17 protein-coding genes and 1 other annotated feature are annotated in these 15,612 nt (G+C 39.3%); of the genes, 7 read left to right on the top strand and 10 right to left on the bottom strand.

Going from position 1 to position 15,612, the window contains the following annotated elements:
* Positions 1-62: 62 nt before the first annotated feature.
* A complete protein-coding gene (locus AC0VYH_RS04820) occupies positions 63-761 on the bottom strand; it encodes a Type 1 glutamine amidotransferase-like domain-containing protein (RefSeq protein ID WP_475368506.1) in 699 nt (232 codons plus the stop codon).
* A 122-nt stretch (positions 762-883) separates the two neighbouring features.
* Complete coding sequence (locus tag AC0VYH_RS04815) at positions 884-2,401, bottom strand: BCCT family transporter (protein ID WP_475373358.1); 1,518 nt, start codon at positions 2,399-2,401, stop codon at positions 884-886.
* A gap of 377 nt (positions 2,402-2,778) precedes the next feature.
* On the opposite strand from AC0VYH_RS04815, the gene AC0VYH_RS04810 reads away from it, so the two are divergent.
* Positions 2,779-2,982, top strand: a complete 204-nt coding sequence (locus tag AC0VYH_RS04810; RefSeq protein ID WP_430243679.1) for a hypothetical protein — start codon at positions 2,779-2,781, stop codon at positions 2,980-2,982.
* A gap of 6 nt (positions 2,983-2,988) precedes the next feature.
* Positions 2,989-3,621: an STAS domain-containing protein gene (locus tag AC0VYH_RS04805; protein WP_475369040.1), complete on the top strand. Its 633-nt coding sequence runs from the start codon at positions 2,989-2,991 to the stop codon at positions 3,619-3,621.
* A 209-nt stretch (positions 3,622-3,830) separates the two neighbouring features.
* Here AC0VYH_RS04805 and AC0VYH_RS04800 read toward each other — a convergent pair whose 3' ends face one another.
* Both AC0VYH_RS04800 and AC0VYH_RS04795 read right to left on the bottom strand, forming a co-directional pair.
* A complete protein-coding gene (locus AC0VYH_RS04800; RefSeq protein WP_475368504.1) occupies positions 3,831-6,257 on the bottom strand; it encodes an EAL domain-containing protein in 2,427 nt (808 codons plus the stop codon).
* Positions 6,258-6,343: 86 nt separating this feature from the next.
* Positions 6,344-7,342: a tryptophan--tRNA ligase gene (locus AC0VYH_RS04795; RefSeq protein WP_475368503.1), complete on the bottom strand. Its 999-nt coding sequence runs from the start codon at positions 7,340-7,342 to the stop codon at positions 6,344-6,346.
* 46 nt (positions 7,343-7,388) lie between these two features.
* Positions 7,389-7,635: a binding site (T-box leader), on the bottom strand.
* 162 nt (positions 7,636-7,797) lie between these two features.
* Here AC0VYH_RS04795 and desB point away from each other — a divergent pair.
* Positions 7,798-8,850, top strand: coding sequence for a Delta(10) desaturase DesB (desB, locus tag AC0VYH_RS04790; protein ID WP_475368502.1), 1,053 nt, complete (start codon positions 7,798-7,800; stop codon positions 8,848-8,850).
* 130 nt (positions 8,851-8,980) lie between these two features.
* Here the strand turns inward: desB and AC0VYH_RS04785 are convergent, their stop codons facing one another.
* Complete coding sequence (locus tag AC0VYH_RS04785) at positions 8,981-9,076, bottom strand: YjcZ family sporulation protein (protein WP_142329528.1); 96 nt, start codon at positions 9,074-9,076, stop codon at positions 8,981-8,983.
* A gap of 267 nt (positions 9,077-9,343) precedes the next feature.
* Here AC0VYH_RS04785 and AC0VYH_RS04780 point away from each other — a divergent pair, with 267 nt between their 5' ends.
* Genes AC0VYH_RS04780 through arsC form a run of 3 tightly spaced genes read left to right on the top strand, consistent with a single transcriptional unit; the run spans position 9,344 to position 11,444 of the window.
* Positions 9,344-9,688, top strand: a complete 345-nt coding sequence (locus AC0VYH_RS04780) for an ArsR/SmtB family transcription factor (RefSeq protein ID WP_430243686.1) — start codon at positions 9,344-9,346, stop codon at positions 9,686-9,688.
* Positions 9,689-9,701: 13 nt separating this feature from the next.
* Positions 9,702-10,994, top strand: a complete 1,293-nt coding sequence (locus AC0VYH_RS04775) for an arsenic transporter (protein WP_475368501.1) — start codon at positions 9,702-9,704, stop codon at positions 10,992-10,994.
* A gap of 27 nt (positions 10,995-11,021) precedes the next feature.
* Complete coding sequence (arsC, locus tag AC0VYH_RS04770) at positions 11,022-11,444, top strand: arsenate reductase (thioredoxin) (RefSeq protein ID WP_475368500.1); 423 nt, start codon at positions 11,022-11,024, stop codon at positions 11,442-11,444.
* A gap of 154 nt (positions 11,445-11,598) precedes the next feature.
* Here arsC and AC0VYH_RS04765 read toward each other — a convergent pair whose 3' ends face one another.
* Positions 11,599-11,883 (bottom strand): putative quinol monooxygenase, encoded by a 285-nt coding sequence (locus AC0VYH_RS04765; RefSeq protein ID WP_475368499.1) that lies wholly within the window; start codon positions 11,881-11,883, stop codon positions 11,599-11,601.
* A 79-nt stretch (positions 11,884-11,962) separates the two neighbouring features.
* Positions 11,963-12,259, bottom strand: coding sequence for a hypothetical protein (locus AC0VYH_RS04760; protein WP_430243692.1), 297 nt, complete (start codon positions 12,257-12,259; stop codon positions 11,963-11,965).
* Between the two features lie 180 nt (positions 12,260-12,439).
* On the opposite strand from AC0VYH_RS04760, the gene AC0VYH_RS04755 reads away from it, so the two are divergent.
* Complete coding sequence (locus tag AC0VYH_RS04755) at positions 12,440-12,739, top strand: MTH1187 family thiamine-binding protein (protein ID WP_226616259.1); 300 nt, start codon at positions 12,440-12,442, stop codon at positions 12,737-12,739.
* A gap of 44 nt (positions 12,740-12,783) precedes the next feature.
* Here AC0VYH_RS04755 and AC0VYH_RS04750 read toward each other — a convergent pair whose 3' ends face one another.
* The 3 genes from AC0VYH_RS04750 to AC0VYH_RS04740 all read right to left on the bottom strand — a co-directional run bounded on the left by AC0VYH_RS04750 (position 12,784) and on the right by AC0VYH_RS04740 (position 15,543).
* Positions 12,784-13,911 (bottom strand): M14 family metallopeptidase, encoded by a 1,128-nt coding sequence (locus AC0VYH_RS04750; protein ID WP_475373357.1) that lies wholly within the window; start codon positions 13,909-13,911, stop codon positions 12,784-12,786.
* Between the two features lie 173 nt (positions 13,912-14,084).
* On the bottom strand, positions 14,085-14,255 hold the full coding sequence (locus tag AC0VYH_RS04745) for a hypothetical protein (protein ID WP_430243696.1): 171 nt from the start codon (positions 14,253-14,255) through the stop codon (positions 14,085-14,087).
* An 85-nt stretch (positions 14,256-14,340) separates the two neighbouring features.
* Positions 14,341-15,543, bottom strand: coding sequence for an MFS transporter (locus tag AC0VYH_RS04740; protein ID WP_430243697.1), 1,203 nt, complete (start codon positions 15,541-15,543; stop codon positions 14,341-14,343).
* Positions 15,544-15,612 lie beyond the last annotated feature (69 nt).

Raw genomic sequence — 15,612 nt, 5'->3', positions numbered from 1 at the left:
TCAGAAAAGCCCCATCTCACGCAAAGAGATGGGGCTTTTCTGAGAATCATTTCCTTGTTTTATCATTGTCCGTCTGCACCAAGGTATATGGTTTCAATCTTTTCTTCAGTTGACTCATTTTTATTAACCTTATATGCACTCGCTTCTTTTCTTGAACTGACAGCTACTTTAAGTGATTGGTCAATAAAATGAGCGGCTACTCCATCATCAAGGGCGATTCCTGGTTGCATTTGCGCATTATTAATCATTTGATGATAGGCAGGTTTTCGTTCTTCTTCTCCATCAAAGTGGGGACAGCAACTCCCCTTTAAAAACCCAAGACACTTCAGTGACTCGAGCTTATCTCCATAAGAATCCGTGAGTCCTTCTTCAAACCAACAGATTGCCCCTGCACTAATTCCAGCTAAAATGACGCCTTCCTCCCAGGCTTTCTTCAATGTATGATCTAAGCCCCATTCTTTCCAGAGCACCATTAGGTTTTTGGTATTTCCACCACCAACGTATATTATGTCTTGATTTAATAGAAATTTTTCAATATTTGCACCCGGATTAAATAGAGACAAATGAGAAGGAATACAGAGCTGATTTTCAAAGAAGGCATAGAATTTCGCTATGTATCCTTCCGCATCACCGCTTGCTGTTGGTATAAAACATATCTTAGGTTTCGTACACTTTGCTTGATTAAGAATGTATGCATCTAAGAGTGGGTTATCCTGTTCCATCGAAAAACCGCCGCCTCCCATGGCTATAATTTGCTTCACGTTTCCCTCTTCCTTTCTATACGAACAATCTGACTTACTGTGTTCCTAATTCCCGATCCAATGACTTGATCCCTGCAAAAAAAAGCTGTGCACCCTCATCAGGTACACAGCTCTTCATCCAATTACACTGCTTTTTGTTGCATCTTTTCTCGTTTTCTCTTTGATAATACTTCCTTGCTTGCTGCCTTAAAGAAGGAATACCCCATGAGGAGAACGACGATGGAAAATGGCAATGCCGCAAGAATAAGCATGTTTTGCAATCCTTGTGTTCCACCGAAGTACACAATAATGGCAGCCATACTGGAAAGAGTTAAACCCCAGACAATCTTAATCATCGCGGATGGGTTTAATGAACCCGTCGTACTGAGCATTCCTAATACAAACGTTGCTGAATCAGCTGATGTAATAAAGAAAATGGCAATCACGAAAATCGTGATAAAGGACATTAGCGTGCCAAGAGGATACTCTTGTAAAACCGCAAATGTTGCCGTCTCAATCGAATAATCCGAAATCGTTGCAATTCCACTCTGCTGAAGATCGAGCGCTGAGACTCCAAACACCGCAAAGAAAATAAAACAGACAATAGATGGAACAAATAAAACCCCAAGCATAAACTCTTTTATCGTTCGACCTCTTGAAATTCTTGCAATAAATATCCCCACAAATGGAGACCAAGAAATCCACCATGCCCAGTAGAAAATCGTCCAGCTATCGACCCAAGAACGTTGATCATTGTTGATCGGCTCAATGTGAAAACTCATATCGAAAAAGTTTGAGATATAACCGCCTAAGGAGCCCGTAAACATGTTCATAATGTAGAGCGTTGGCCCTACAATAAGGAGGAGAATCATAAGCGCAAATCCAAGTATCATATTAATGTTACTCAAATATTTGATTCCTCTTTTTAATCCCGACCATGCAGAGGCAATAAATAGTGCTGTTGAAATAACGAGAATAAGCAACTGTACAGAGAAGTTTGCTGGTGTGTTAAACAAGAATTTAAGACCCTGATTAATTTGGGCAGATCCGAATCCTAGTGTAGCTGCAACGCCTACTACCGTTGCGACAACAGCAAGAGTATCGATCATATACCCTAGCGTCCCCTGCATCCTCTTTTCTCCAAACAAAGGGGTTAACGTAGCGCTAATCAATCCAGGATATCCTTTATGAAACTTAAAATAAGCTAGCACGAGAGCAACGAGCGCGTAGACAGCCCATGCGTGTACACCCCAGTGAAAAAAAGAAAACTGTAGAGATTCCTCAATAGCTCGTTCTGTTCCTAATTCACCACTCGGGCTGCTTTTGAAGGCGTGAGAAATTGGTTCTGCGGTTGTCCAAAACACCATGCCCATTCCCATTCCTGCACTAAACAACATAGCAAACCAAGTTGGCAAGCTGAACTCTGGCTTGTCGTCTTTTCCACCAAGCTTAATGTCTTTAAATCTAGAGAAAATCAAATAAATACAGAAGATTAGAATAGCCACAACAATCAGAAGATAGTACCATCCAAATCGACTAGATATGTAAGTAGTTGCGGTAGATGTTACCTCCTGTAAATGCTCAGGCAAAATCGCTCCCCACAAAACAACGAGCAAACATACAATGAGACTATACCAAAAAACTAATGTAGCATTTTTCATTAACTCACCTCTCGTACTGATATTTTCTATGTAAAAATCCCTATCCTACTAGAAAACTAAACGCTTTACCATTATTGATCGAAACATTTAAAAAGGAGAATGAGACAATCCACACTTTTATCTATCTATTTAGGGTAGTGTCTTTTCTGCAGTTTCAATGTCCCAATTTTACTGATACCCTAATCATCAAAATCTAATCCAGAAATTGTGAAATGAATGAAAATTTATTTCATAACTTCTCTTCTTACTCCTCTACCGTTAGTAATCATTCGACTTCCAATCATATTTCATAGTGATTTTTCTATCTATCAGCTTAATGATAAGATAGTATAGAAATATAAGATTTGTTTAGATGAATTAGAAACGAGGTGTATGATATGATTCATTCTAATATCCCTACCTATACTTCCATTGAAGATGCATCTCAAGATGTCTTAGAGGTTATTAGTAAATTCGTAGGCGTAAATACATTTTTTGTAGCCAAAAACGATAAGACAGATGTAGATATTATTTCTTCATTCAATCGTGATGAAATTATCCTGGAGTCAGGTTTTGAAACCTTATATCGCGATTCCTACTGACAATTCATCGTAAAAGGCGGTCGTGAACCCCTTATTATTGATGATTTGGCAGCCCATGATTCAACAAAAAATATGGAAGTTACCAAAAATCTCGGTGGTGGCTCATTAATTGGTGTACCTATTTATTATCGTAACGGTGATAACTACGGTACTTTATGTGGACTTGATCTTAAACCATTTCATTACAATGAAGATCACGTTGATTTATTTAAAGCGATGGCTAACCTTCTTGGAAATGTCCTTGAATTAGAAAGGGCAAATACTGAGATCGAATCACTATCTGTGCCTATTGTTCCCATTTCAGAAGAAGTAGCCATTCTTCCGATCATTGGAGACGTTAATGAAATTCGAACAGAACGATTAATGGAACGTGCTCTCGCTGAAAGTGCAAAGAACAACCTTGATTATCTCATTTTCGATTTATCAGGACTTGTTAATATTCACAGCCAAAGTGCGACCAATCTTCTTAAAATAGGAGATTCTCTTAAACTTGTTGGAGTTCAAATGATCGTAACAGGTATTCGTCCGGATCTAGCTATAAAAGCGGTTCAAGCCTCAAGTGACTTTGACCAAATTGTTGTAAAATCAAATCTTCAACAGGCTTTGCATTGGATCGGATACAGCTTAATTAAAAAATAAAAAACAAAGACTGCCAGTTGGTAGTCTTTGTTTTTTATGTTGAATTTCTTGAATAAGAAACTTCTTCTATCGTTGTAAACATCCTGCTGCATACATTTTGGACATGTTCGAATGACTCTTCATTATTATAAAACCCATATCAAAAGAATTGAAAACCAATCGCCTGAACCAAGAATCGAGAATCCACAGCATAAGCTAAAATAAAACGATTAAGCTGGTGATGGTTCCAAGTTCAAATAAGTATCTTCAATTTGTTGAGGGGGAACCGGCTTGCTGTAGTAATAGCCTTGAATACTATCACACCCTTTTGATGATAGAAAATCAGCTTGTTCAATCGTTTCTACCCCTTCTGCAATGACGTGTAGTTTTAATTGCTTGCTCATGGCAATAATCGCACTCGTAATTTGGTCGGACTTCACATTTTGTGTTAACTCATCAATAAAGGATTTATCAATTTTCACCTGATTGATCGAAAAGTCTTTGAGATAGCTTAACGAACTATGACCTGTACCAAAGTCATCAATAGAAATACTCACCCCGAGTTCTCTAAGAGAAGTAATCATCCACGATGAGCGAGTAGAGTTTTCCATTGTCATACTCTCTGTCACCTCAAGCTCTAACAATGCTGGATCAAGAGAATACTTGGTTAGCGTTTCTTTAATCGTTGTAATTAGTTCATCACTCTGAAATTGCTTAGCAGAAAGATTCACTGAAACACGAAGAGGATAACCGCTCTCACACCATTTCTTCGCCTGTTCACAAGCCATATCAAGCACTTGACGGCCGAGTTCAACGATAAGACCTGTCTCTTCCGCTAGTGAAATGAAATCGCCTGGGTAGCGGAGTTCTTCCTTTCCTGCTTTCCAGCGAACGAGGGCTTCAACTCCTGACAGTGAACCATCAGTGCATTTCACCTGAGGTTGATAATGTAGAATAAATTCTTTGTTGATAAGTCCCGCTCGAAGCGAACTTTCTTCTATTAATCTCAATTCACTTTTTTGTCCCATGGATGCCGAGTAGAATTGATATTTCTTGCGATTACGTCCTTTTGCAGAATACATCGCAATATCGGCATGCTTCATCAATGATTCAACGTTTGTTCCGTCACCAGGTGCTGCTGCTATGCCAATACTTACCGAAGTGGACAGCTCGTGGCTACTAACCTGAAATGGCTTCTCAAATGCTTCAATAATTTGATTCGCAAGCTCATCAGGATAAATGTGCTTAAATCCGTCGAGGACAATCACAAATTCATCCCCTCCAAGGCGTGCGAGAAAACCAAATGGGTCCACGCATTCTTGCAGACGCACGGAAACTGCGCATAGAAAAAGATCACCTGTGTTATGACCAAGAGCATCATTAATAACTTTAAAACGATCAAGATCGAGCATCATAACAGCAAGATCTGCTGGTTCATCTACTTTCCTAAGGCAGTTCTCTAGGTATTCAACAAATGAGCGACGATTTGGTAATGACGTTAAGGCATCAAAATAAGCCATTTGATGGTTTTTTTGCTCTGCTGCTCTTTGCTTCGTTATATCTTTTGTAATAGCATAGATCCGATCAAGACGATCATTTAAATAAATGGGAACGAACGTCACATTTAAATCGTTTATCCCTCCGTCAAACGTAAAGACCTTCGTATTGAAACTGACAGCCTGCCTTGTGTCATGCACCGAAAGAAAATAGTGACTCACTCTCTCTAATTCTTCACTTTCGAAAAAATCCATTGGATTTACATGACTTAATTCATCTTTTTTCACACGGAATAGTTTTTCACCTGCCGGATTGAGCGAACGGATTTTTCCATCTACTGTCAAAGTGAGGATCGCATCAATGCTATATGTAAGCAGTGATCGTAAACGATAGTCATTACCCTTCATCTCAATTGACTGCTTAATCAATTTCCGTTCAGTCACAACACCAAAAATCAAAATCGTTTGAACGCACAACGTACCGACGGCAATAGCAATGGAAAGAGCGGACGTGTCTAATCCTTCTACAACTGGTTGATGATGTACTTTAGACATATAGAAGGTCGCAGCTTCAAGTCCAACGTAATGCATCCCCGCAATAGCAATTCCCATGATTCCCGCACTGCCTATCTTTAGTAAAATTAAGTGACGGTATTTTTGGGATCTAGAAAGGGTAAAGGCTAGTTTTAGCGCTGTAAATGAAGCACACATAGCGATAAGTGTTGAAAGAACGAGCAACCAATCATTGTAAACGATCTCAACATTTTCCATCGCTTCCATACCTATATAATGCATAGCGATAATAGCCCCAGACATAAAGATCGTTCCAACAACTAACCTTTTAATCGTTAGCTCCTTCCCTCCAACTGCGACAAGAGCAATGAAAGATCCAAAGAAAGACGCGCAAATAGATAGAGCAACAAGGGGAACATCATAGGTCATTGGCATCGACATTGAAAAAGCAAGCATGCCGATAAAGTGCATCGACCATATTCCAACTCCCATTGCGCCAGCCCCACCAATGACCCATACCCATTTGCGAATCCCTTTCGAATAAGAAACTCTACCTGCGAGATCTAGCGCACTATATGAAGCAAAGACCGCGATGACTACTGACAGTAAGACGATCCACCAATTATATTCTCCTATCATTTCAATCATAGTGTTGTGCCTCCGAAGTTATCATAAGAAATCTATATATGATCTTTATCGGCATATAGGAACAATACGTTAAGTTTTCTAGCTTGCTATCGTCGAATGCCTAGCTTGCTTTTCACATCTTTCAAGAACGGCTGCGCTTTAGCTCTTGCTTTCCTTGCTCCCTCTTCAAGAATTTGGTCAAGCTCATCTCTATGAGCCATATAGTAACGGTACTTCTCTCGAGGTTCAGCTAAGAAATCATCCATAACATGAAAAAGTTCTTTTTTCGCTTCTCCCCATCCGATCCCTTCTTTGAATTTTTTCCTCATTTCAATCGTTTCGGCATCACTAGCAAATTCCTTATAAAGTGCAAATACCGTTGATGTATCCGGATCCTTTGGTTCTGTTGGGTCAGAAGAATCCGTTGTAATACGATTAACTAACTTTTTAAGCTTATCTGGCTCTTCAAACAATGAAATCGTATTGTGATAGCTTTTACTCATTTTCCTACCATCAAGCCCAGGAAGTACGGACGTGTTTTTATCGACAATATAGCTTGGCAACGTGAACGTTTCTCCAAATTGAAAATTAAAAGCAGCGGCTATATCCCTTGCGATTTCCACATGCTGAATCTGGTCTTTGCCTACAGGGACGAAATCGGTTTGAAACATTAGAATATCAGACGCCATTAAAATGGGATAAGTGAATAACCCCATATTCACCCCTTCATCCTCTTCGCGATCTCCCTCACGATTTTTCTCCACAATTGCTTTGTAGGCATGCGCCCGATTCATTAATCCTTTAGGGCTAAAACAAGCCAAAATCCACGATAATTCAAAGATTTCTGGTACATCCGATTGACGATAGAGAATCACCTTTGTTGGATCAAGTCCAAGTGCAAGCCACGTAGCTGCAATCCCGTACGATAATTCTTCCATCTGCTGCTGATCTCGAATTTTCGTCAATCCGTGGTAATCTGCGACAAAATAAACAGGGTCAAGTTCCTCATTCATCGCTTGTTTTAAAGCTGGTTTAATCGCTCCAATGTAATTGCCTAAATGAACTCTTCCAGTCGGCTTAATACCTGTTAAGATCGTCTTTTTCATATGTCCCTCCATCATTTTAGACAACACAAAAAGCCCCTCATCCTCTAAAAAGGACGAGAGACCCGTGGTGCCACCTTTATTCGTTTACAAACGTAAACGCGCTTACCCCTTACAGAATGAAACCTATTTCAATAAGGTGTCTCTTGTATCGGTAAGACGTTCCGCCGAATCCTACTTTACTGTTCAGTTCGGTAGCTCAGAAGCCCATTCATCTGTTGCGCACACTGATTTTCACCTACCACCAGCTCTCTAAAGTGCCGCTCAAGACTACTCTTCTTCTTCATTGCCTATTTTTTTTTCTTATTCTATCGTGACGCTTATTTGAAATCAATACATTTCCTGATTTTCATTTGAATATTTCTTCTTACTCAGGTACATGATTGACTTATATGCTTATTTCTTCACTTAAATAACAGTTGCTCTATAGCATTCTCGCATTTCGAAAGGAGATTATGATGAACGATCTACACTCATTCAGCTGGTATGCTGCTCGGATTAAGAAACACCTTCCACCTGAAGCTTTTAAGCCTGTTCCAGTACGACTCTTCGGGGGATTTACATATCTCGTCATCACATTGACCTGTTTCTTAATCATTGCCTCCAATCCTTTACCTACCCTCATAGCACTTGTCTTTTCATTTATGATAGGCGCTTGCTTTGCCGGACTTGGTTTTCTTGGCCATGAAATTCTACATGGAACAGTTGTAAGAAATGCCTTGCTACGTGATATTCTAGGCGCGATTGCGTTTTGGCCATTAAGTACTGGCCCAAAACTTTGGAGAAAATGGCACAACCTAAATCACCATGTACATACTCAGCATGATGCTAATGATCCAGATGCATGGCCAACCCTAGAACGTATTTCGAGAATGAAAATGTTCAAATGGATTTACGGACTCCCGTTATTTATCCGTTCGTTCTTTGCTTTTATTTCATTAACGGTTCAATTTACCGCCCATTCGATTAAAATGTTTTTTACTTATGTAAAAGAATTTGCGCCAAAAAAGCAACGTGACGTTTTTCTACAAATGATTTTGCCCTGGGTAACATGGATCAGTCTTATCTTCGTGATCGGAATAAGGAATTGGATATTTGCTTATTTCATTCCACTTCTCATCGCAAACTTTATCGTAATGGCTTATATCTCAACAAATCACAGATTAAATCCATTAACACCTATCAATGATCCGCTTGCGAACAGTCTCACCGTTACAGTACCAAAAATAGTGGACATCCTACATTTCAACTTCTCGTATCACACAGAGCATCATCTGTTTCCAGGGATGAATCCGAAATATTATCCACTTGTGAAAGAGCATATTAAAACAATGTGGCCAGAACGATACCACGAGATGCCAATGACAAGAGCCCTAATCACTCTCTGGCATACGCCTCGAGTTTATCATGAACAGACAAATTTAATTGATCCCAGAACGAGTGAGACATACGGTTCATTAGGTAACAAGCTATACCCAAAATCCATACTCCAAAAAAAGACAACAGATTGAAGGAGCTTGTTCAATCTTTCTATACAAGAAAAGGCTGATTTAAAGGTAATCAGCCTTCTTGCGCATTTATTATTCAACCCGTGCTCCTTCAACAGGAATTCCCTGCTGAATACAGCTTATGTTCCGAGAATTAGTAGCCTCCTCCAACAAAAGCTGCACCTACGATGATAAGGAGAATAAACAGCACTACAATTAGAGCAAACCCACTGCCGTAACCGTATCCCATGGAGTATGACCTCCTTTCCATCTTGGATTACTTCATACTATGCAGCTTCCTATTGAATGGATGGGCATTCGTTTAGTTTTATCGTTACTTTTCTAACCATATTGTTAAGCATAAGGCAGTTGCCTACAAGAAAGAATGCTAATCGAACAAGAATTTCGAAGCAACGTTTACCAATGACTCTTGCTCCGTTTTCTAAATTTCTCAACATTTTAAATCTGCTTGATTATATAAGTATATGCTTATATAATAATTTGTGGAGGTGAAGAAATGGAGAACACTATGATTGAAATCGATCAGGCTGCTTCTGTCCTTAAATTACTTGGCGATAAAACGCGTTTAACGATAGTGGGCCTTTTAAAAGATGGTGAATGCTGCGTCTGTGAGTTTGTAGAAGTATTGCAAATGAGCCAACCTTCTATCAGTCAGCACCTAAGAAAATTGAGAGACTCTGGTTTAGTGAAAGAACGCAAAAAGGGCCAATGGGTATTCTATTCATTAAATGCAGATCATGAAGCCTTTTTAGTGATTCAGAGTATTTTAACCTTCATTCCTGACCAAAAGGATAAACTTTACGAACTAGAAAAAAAAGGACTACGCATTTGTTGCGATTAATGGAGGTATTAGATTGACAGTCACACTCGCTATTCTTATTTTCATACTTACGTTAGTACTCGTTATTTGGCAACCTAAGAACCTGGGTATTGGCTGGTCTGCGTGTGGCGGCGCATTGCTTGCTTTATTAGTCGGTGTGGTAGATTTTCAAGATGTCATCACCGTAACTGGGATTGTATGGAATGCTACCTTTGCTTTTATTGCCATCATTCTCATCTCTCTTATTCTTGATGAGATTGGATTCTTTGAATGGGCGGCGCTTCACATGGCACGGATCGCCAAAGGAAACGGACTTCGCATGTTCATTTACGTTTCGTTACTCGGAGCAGTCGTTGCCGCTTTATTTGCAAATGACGGAGCTGCCCTTATTCTCACGCCAATTGTTCTTGCGATGGTACGGAACTTGAACTTTAAGGAAAAAATGATTTTCCCATTCATCATGGCAAGTGGGTTTATTGCCGATACAACCTCACTTCCACTTGTTGTGAGTAATCTTGTGAACATCGTTTCCGCTGACTTCTTTGATATCGGATTCGTTGAGTATGCATCACGTATGATTGTTCCAAACTTATTTTCCTTAGGCGCAAGTATCCTTGTCCTTTATCTGTTCTTCCGAAAAGACATTCCTGGAAATTACGACGTTAACCAGCTTCGCGTTCCACATGAAGCGATTAAAGACAGCAAAATGTTTAGGCTCTCCTGGTTTGTCCTTGCGATTCTACTTGTCGGTTATTTCGCCAGTGAATTTATCGGAGTTCCTGTATCGATTATCGCAGGGATTGTCGCGATCTTCTTCCTACTAATGGCGAGACGCAGTCAAGCAGTTGAAACGATGAACGTCATCAAAGGGGCCCCATGGGCGATTGTTTTCTTCTCAATCGGAATGTATGTGGTCGTTTATGGCCTTCGTAACCAGGGACTAACCGACATTCTTGCAAATGTCATCCAATCAGTAGCAGATCAAGGTTTGCTCGTAGGAACCGTTTCGATGGGCTTCATCGCTGCAATCCTGTCCTCAATTATGAATAACATGCCAACTGTTATGATTGATGCACTAGCGATCGAAGCGACTTCAACGACCGGTACAATGCGCGAAGCCCTTATTTACGCGAATATTATTGGATCTGATTTAGGTCCAAAGATTACGCCAATTGGGTCTCTTGCAACACTATTATGGCTTCACGTTCTCTCCCAAAAGGGCGTCAAAATATCGTGGGGATACTACTTTAAAATTGGTGTTATTTTAACAGTACCAACTCTACTCATTACATTACTTGGCCTTTATTTCTGGCTACTAATCATCTAAATTTCAATTTAAAAAGGAGAACAATATATGTCTAACAAAAAATCAATTTATTTCTTATGTACAGGTAATTCATGCAGAAGCCAAATGGCTGAAGGATTCGGTAAAAAACACTTAGGTGATGAATACGATGTTTATTCTGCGGGGATTGAAGCCCATGGCCTCAACCCTAATGCTGTTAAAGCAATGAAAGAGTCCGATATTGATATTTCCTCCCAAACTTCCGACATGATTGATATGGATCTTTTAAACAATGCGGATCTTGTAGTTACGCTTTGTGGAGATGCGAATGACAAATGTCCAACAACACCACCACATGTAAAGCGTGAACACTGGGGATTTGATGATCCAGCTAAAGCAGAAGGCACAGAAGAAGAAAAATGGGCTTTCTTCCAGCGAGTACGTGATGAAATCGAAGAACGTATCGCACGGTTTGCAAAAGAAGGACGTTAATTTATTAGAAAAGCACCTCGGATCCCGAATCCGAGGTGCTTTTCTAATGCTATTATTTTTGGCTCATTCAGCGATTTTCGTCATTATTCCCACGAAAAACAAACTATATCCCCGATATCTCAGTTATTTCCGCGGAAATGAAACGGAAATGACTTTAAATCTTTTTCATTTTATAAACTTCTCGGCTATCAATAAGGTCACCGATATCCTTGCGATACTTCTCATAATGCTCTGAGTTAATGTGCGTTTCAATCGCCTGTTGATTTTCCCACACTTCATAGATCACAAATGTTGTATCTTCTATAGATTGATGAACGTCATATTGAATATTACCTTCTTCATTCCTTGAACCTTTCAGAACTTCTTGAAGAACACTTAAGACATTCTCTTCTTTACCTGTTTTAGGCTTTAAAATCGCCGTAACCGCAATTTGTTCCATAAGTTTACTACCTCCAATGCTTATTTAAGAATAGGATAAGCATAGTAGCTTCAACTTATTATAGCAATTGATGTGCTTGTTATGAATTAGGGGCTGGCTTCAAGATAGTGCGCTGAAGTGGGACTCCCCCCATGGTGACGTTTCGTTCAATAAAAAGATACTTCTTACCATCGATCTTAAACTTACGATTACCCAGGTACTCCACATCTTTTCCTTGCGCACTCAGTTCATTCTTAAGTGCCCTTACGTATTCATTGTAGTCGATATAGCGTTCATCCAGGTCAATCTGGATATGATTTTTCCGATAGCCCATTAACCAATTGAAGCCAGTTAAAGATGCAACAATAACTACCAACATAAGAAACAAGTTCATCATGCAGCATTCCTCCCGAGCTCTTTTCTATTTATACGAATGAGGGGTCTCTTTCGTTTCGTTTTTTTGAAAATAAAGGAAGTTTCATTAATTCTTTTTACATCGTATCCTTCTATTAACGTTTGGATTAGAGAAAATACGTCAATAGACTACTATGACCATAAGAGAAGGAGAGGATTAATTATGGCACTATTAGAAATCAGTGTAACACCTGTAGGGACAAGTCAAACGAGCATGAATCATTTTGTAACAGAAGCTGTAAAGTTAGCTGAGAAAGAAGGGTTCACTTACCATATTGGACCAACCTCTACTGTCTTTGAAGGAAACGTTGATGAACTCTTTGAATTAGCAAGAGACATTCATACAAGTGCTCTAGGAAAAGGTACAGATCGTGTTATCACAAATATTAAGATTGAACAAAGAGAAGACCAGCCTCTTTCAATTGATGGTCAAGTGAATGAAGTTCGAAGTTCAATTGGGTAATAACAAAAAGGAGGGAGCGAATGATTCGCTCCCTCCTTTTATTTCTAACTTAGAATTTCTTCTTTCTTTAAAACTCCCTCTATTCCATGGCGTGCCTCATTGACAACTGATTCTCTCCATTCGGAATCATCCGGGTAAAACATCGCTTCAAATTCTCCTAGAATCCATTGAATATCATCAACTGATTCTGCCCCTTCAAAATACAAATGGTTTTCCAAAATAATCGTCGTAAATTCGCGAATTTCAGCCTGTTTATCTGTCCCAAACGTTCCGAACTCAAACAATGCCGACAGAAGATATGTTTCTGGAAATGCTTCTTCTTTTAATTTGTAGAAATGATTCGTAGAATCCCCTTTAACTTTTTCAGGAGTATACTTTTCGACGTTGTTAAGATTGTACGCTTCTTGTAACTCCTTCACGTCTCTTCCATCATTCTCTGAGATCACCATCGTTATTTCATTTGTTGGTCCGAGAGCTGTATGCCAATCCATGTGGACAACACCAGGATAAGTTCCTAACAACTTTTCTTGTATATCCTTCAAGAAAAGAGCTGATTCTTCAGCTGTTGAACCTCCGTAATAGACACCGCGCTCAAATTCAAATTGTCCCATTCCCTTTGCCTTTTTTAATCCTGCGTACCCTCCCTTTGCGAGACCTTTAATCAACTGTGCATATAGCTTGTGCTTCTCTGCTTGTAAGTCAGTGATTTTACCATCTGGAAGAAACAAGTCGCTTTCCTTAGCATAATTTTTATTCACGTCTCTACGAATAGAATTTTCGTCATAAAAGTAATTTCTGTTGAGATCAACATTATTTTCCGTAACCCGTCGGAAATGACGCATTCCCCACGGATTAAGGGCATGAATCAGGCAAATCCCAGTCGTTGAAGGATCGATTTGATCAAGATATTCTTCTACAAACATATGGATAACCGCTGCTCCAGCATACCCTTCTATCCCGTGTTCACCTGAAGTAAAGAATAAGACACGATCGTTTGATGTAAGGGCTTCAGAGTAAATCATATCGATTGTATTATCTTCTTCTTTCCCAATTGACTTTGTTGATAAGGTTGCCGAAGGCCATTTCTTTTGGATTTTATCAAGATGATTGCGAAATGTCTCGCGTGACTGTTCATAATTTTTAGCAAAATAGTGATCTGTTTGAAGTGTCATAACGAATAATCTCCTTTACGTTCTATTGTACCGTTGCTAAATTGGTTATCTAACCTTTTCATACCACTATCCGTAATTATCAAACTTCTAAGAGTTCAAATACCCGGTAACTTTCTATCTTTCCATTAAGCAAGATACAAAAAAAGATGAAAACTCGTTTCAGAGTCTCCATCTTATTTGTTCTTCTCGTATTTTGATACTTGATGCGATTGTTCATATTCAGCAAGTTCTAATTCTAAACGCTTTTGTGTACGCTTTTTATCAACGTTGAGAAATAGTGCCGCTACCGCTATAAAGCCTATACTTAACATTAAAAACTGTAGTATTAATTCTAATGACATCATTCATTCCCTCTTTCTATTTTTCCATTTATTCCTTACTTTTTGCTTATCGTGTGGGGGTTATATATTTACCCTTTATTTCGCCACTCTAAACATCTGTATTGGTTTCAGGCTTAATGGAAACAAAGCAAAGAAAGATCGCAATTGCTGTTACACCTGCTGAAGCATAGAAAACAACTTCATGAGACTGCTTCATGAGCAATGCATAGATTGGTGGACCAGCCGCTACGCCAAGAAAGCGAGTCGAGCTATATAGAGATGTAATTGTTCCACGTTCTTCTTTTTTTACCCCTTCTGTGATGAGGGCATCAAGACAAGGTAGAGACATTCCAATTCCTACTCCACCCACAAATAAGATCAGTAACATCAACCAGAGTCGTTCTGTAAATGAAACGCTTAGTGTCGCTGCTGCCAGAATAAATAAACCAATGAAAATGCACCATTTCATCGTTTTCTTATTCTCACCGATACGTTTTCCCGTCACAAAAGAGGTTAATGAAAGAGCAACAAGTGGAATAGCAATAACCCCACCTTTTTTAACACCTACAATTTGAAATTCATTTTCCAAAAACCCGGCAAGATAGAATAGAATGCCAAAAAGAACAAACATTATCACACCGCCAATTGCAAAAATCGCCGTTAACCACTTTCCATCTTTTCGAAAAATATTTTTTAAGCATGACAAAAAACAGGAAAAAGTTTGTGGCTTCTCTTTTTTTTCTGGTGACTTAACAAGGAATATGACAAGTAATATTGAAATAAGTGAGAAAACAGGTATGGACAAGAAGGGCAAGTACCAGAGAAAGGATGCCAGAAGAGCTCCAAGAATGGGACTCAGCACCTTCCCGACTGTATTTGATGTTTCAATTAAGCCTAATCCCGCACTTACATCTTTATCATTTTTGAATAAATCTCCTACGAGAGGAAGAACAACTGGGGCTGCTCCAGAAGATCCAATCCCTTGAAGTACCCTTCCTATAAGAATCATGACGTATGGATTTTCTAGAGACCATGATGCCCAGCCTGTGACGAGCCCTCCAATCCCAGCGATAAACAAACTCGGGATGATCACTTTTTTTCTTCCGTATCGATCGGACAAATAACCGGCAATTGGAATTAATAAAATGGCTGCAATAGAATAAACCGTAATGATCATCGAAACCTTAAAGGATGTGATGCTGAGCTTCTTTTCAATTATAGGCAAGACTGGAATAAGCATTGAGTTCCCTAGCGTCATCACAAGTGGAATTGAAGCAAGTGATATCAAATCCCACTTCTTTTTATCATCCATGAGCATCCTCCAATAAAACTTAACTTCTTACGTAGTTTGCCTGCTCTCGTTAGCGGGTATACCTTAGTA

This window comes from Anaerobacillus sp. QJM3NY_32 (assembly GCF_056173645.1).
This window is presented reverse-complemented; position numbering and strand designations above follow the sequence as displayed.

Bases quoted from the DNA above. Each gene is read 5' to 3' on its own strand.
- AC0VYH_RS04815 (WP_475373358.1), bottom strand. From the start codon at position 2,401: ATGAAAAATGCTACATTAGTTTTTTGGTATAGTCTCATTGTATGTTTG.
- AC0VYH_RS04810 (WP_430243679.1), top strand. From the start codon at position 2,779: ATGATTCATTCTAATATCCCTACCTATACTTCCATTGAAGATGCATCT.
- AC0VYH_RS04800 (WP_475368504.1), bottom strand. From the start codon at position 6,257: ATGATTGAAATGATAGGAGAATATAATTGGTGGATCGTCTTACTGTCA.
- AC0VYH_RS04795 (WP_475368503.1), bottom strand. From the start codon at position 7,342: ATGAAAAAGACGATCTTAACAGGTATTAAGCCGACTGGAAGAGTTCAT.
- desB (WP_475368502.1), top strand. From the start codon at position 7,798: ATGAACGATCTACACTCATTCAGCTGGTATGCTGCTCGGATTAAGAAA.
- AC0VYH_RS04785 (WP_142329528.1), bottom strand. From the start codon at position 9,076: ATGGGATACGGTTACGGCAGTGGGTTTGCTCTAATTGTAGTGCTGTTT.
- AC0VYH_RS04780 (WP_430243686.1), top strand. From the start codon at position 9,344: ATGGAGAACACTATGATTGAAATCGATCAGGCTGCTTCTGTCCTTAAA.
- arsC (WP_475368500.1), top strand. From the start codon at position 11,022: ATGTCTAACAAAAAATCAATTTATTTCTTATGTACAGGTAATTCATGC.
- AC0VYH_RS04765 (WP_475368499.1), bottom strand. From the start codon at position 11,883: ATGGAACAAATTGCGGTTACGGCGATTTTAAAGCCTAAAACAGGTAAA.
- AC0VYH_RS04760 (WP_430243692.1), bottom strand. From the start codon at position 12,259: ATGATGAACTTGTTTCTTATGTTGGTAGTTATTGTTGCATCTTTAACT.
- AC0VYH_RS04755 (WP_226616259.1), top strand. From the start codon at position 12,440: ATGGCACTATTAGAAATCAGTGTAACACCTGTAGGGACAAGTCAAACG.
- AC0VYH_RS04750 (WP_475373357.1), bottom strand. From the start codon at position 13,911: ATGACACTTCAAACAGATCACTATTTTGCTAAAAATTATGAACAGTCA.
- AC0VYH_RS04745 (WP_430243696.1), bottom strand. From the start codon at position 14,255: ATGATGTCATTAGAATTAATACTACAGTTTTTAATGTTAAGTATAGGC.
- AC0VYH_RS04740 (WP_430243697.1), bottom strand. From the start codon at position 15,543: ATGGATGATAAAAAGAAGTGGGATTTGATATCACTTGCTTCAATTCCA.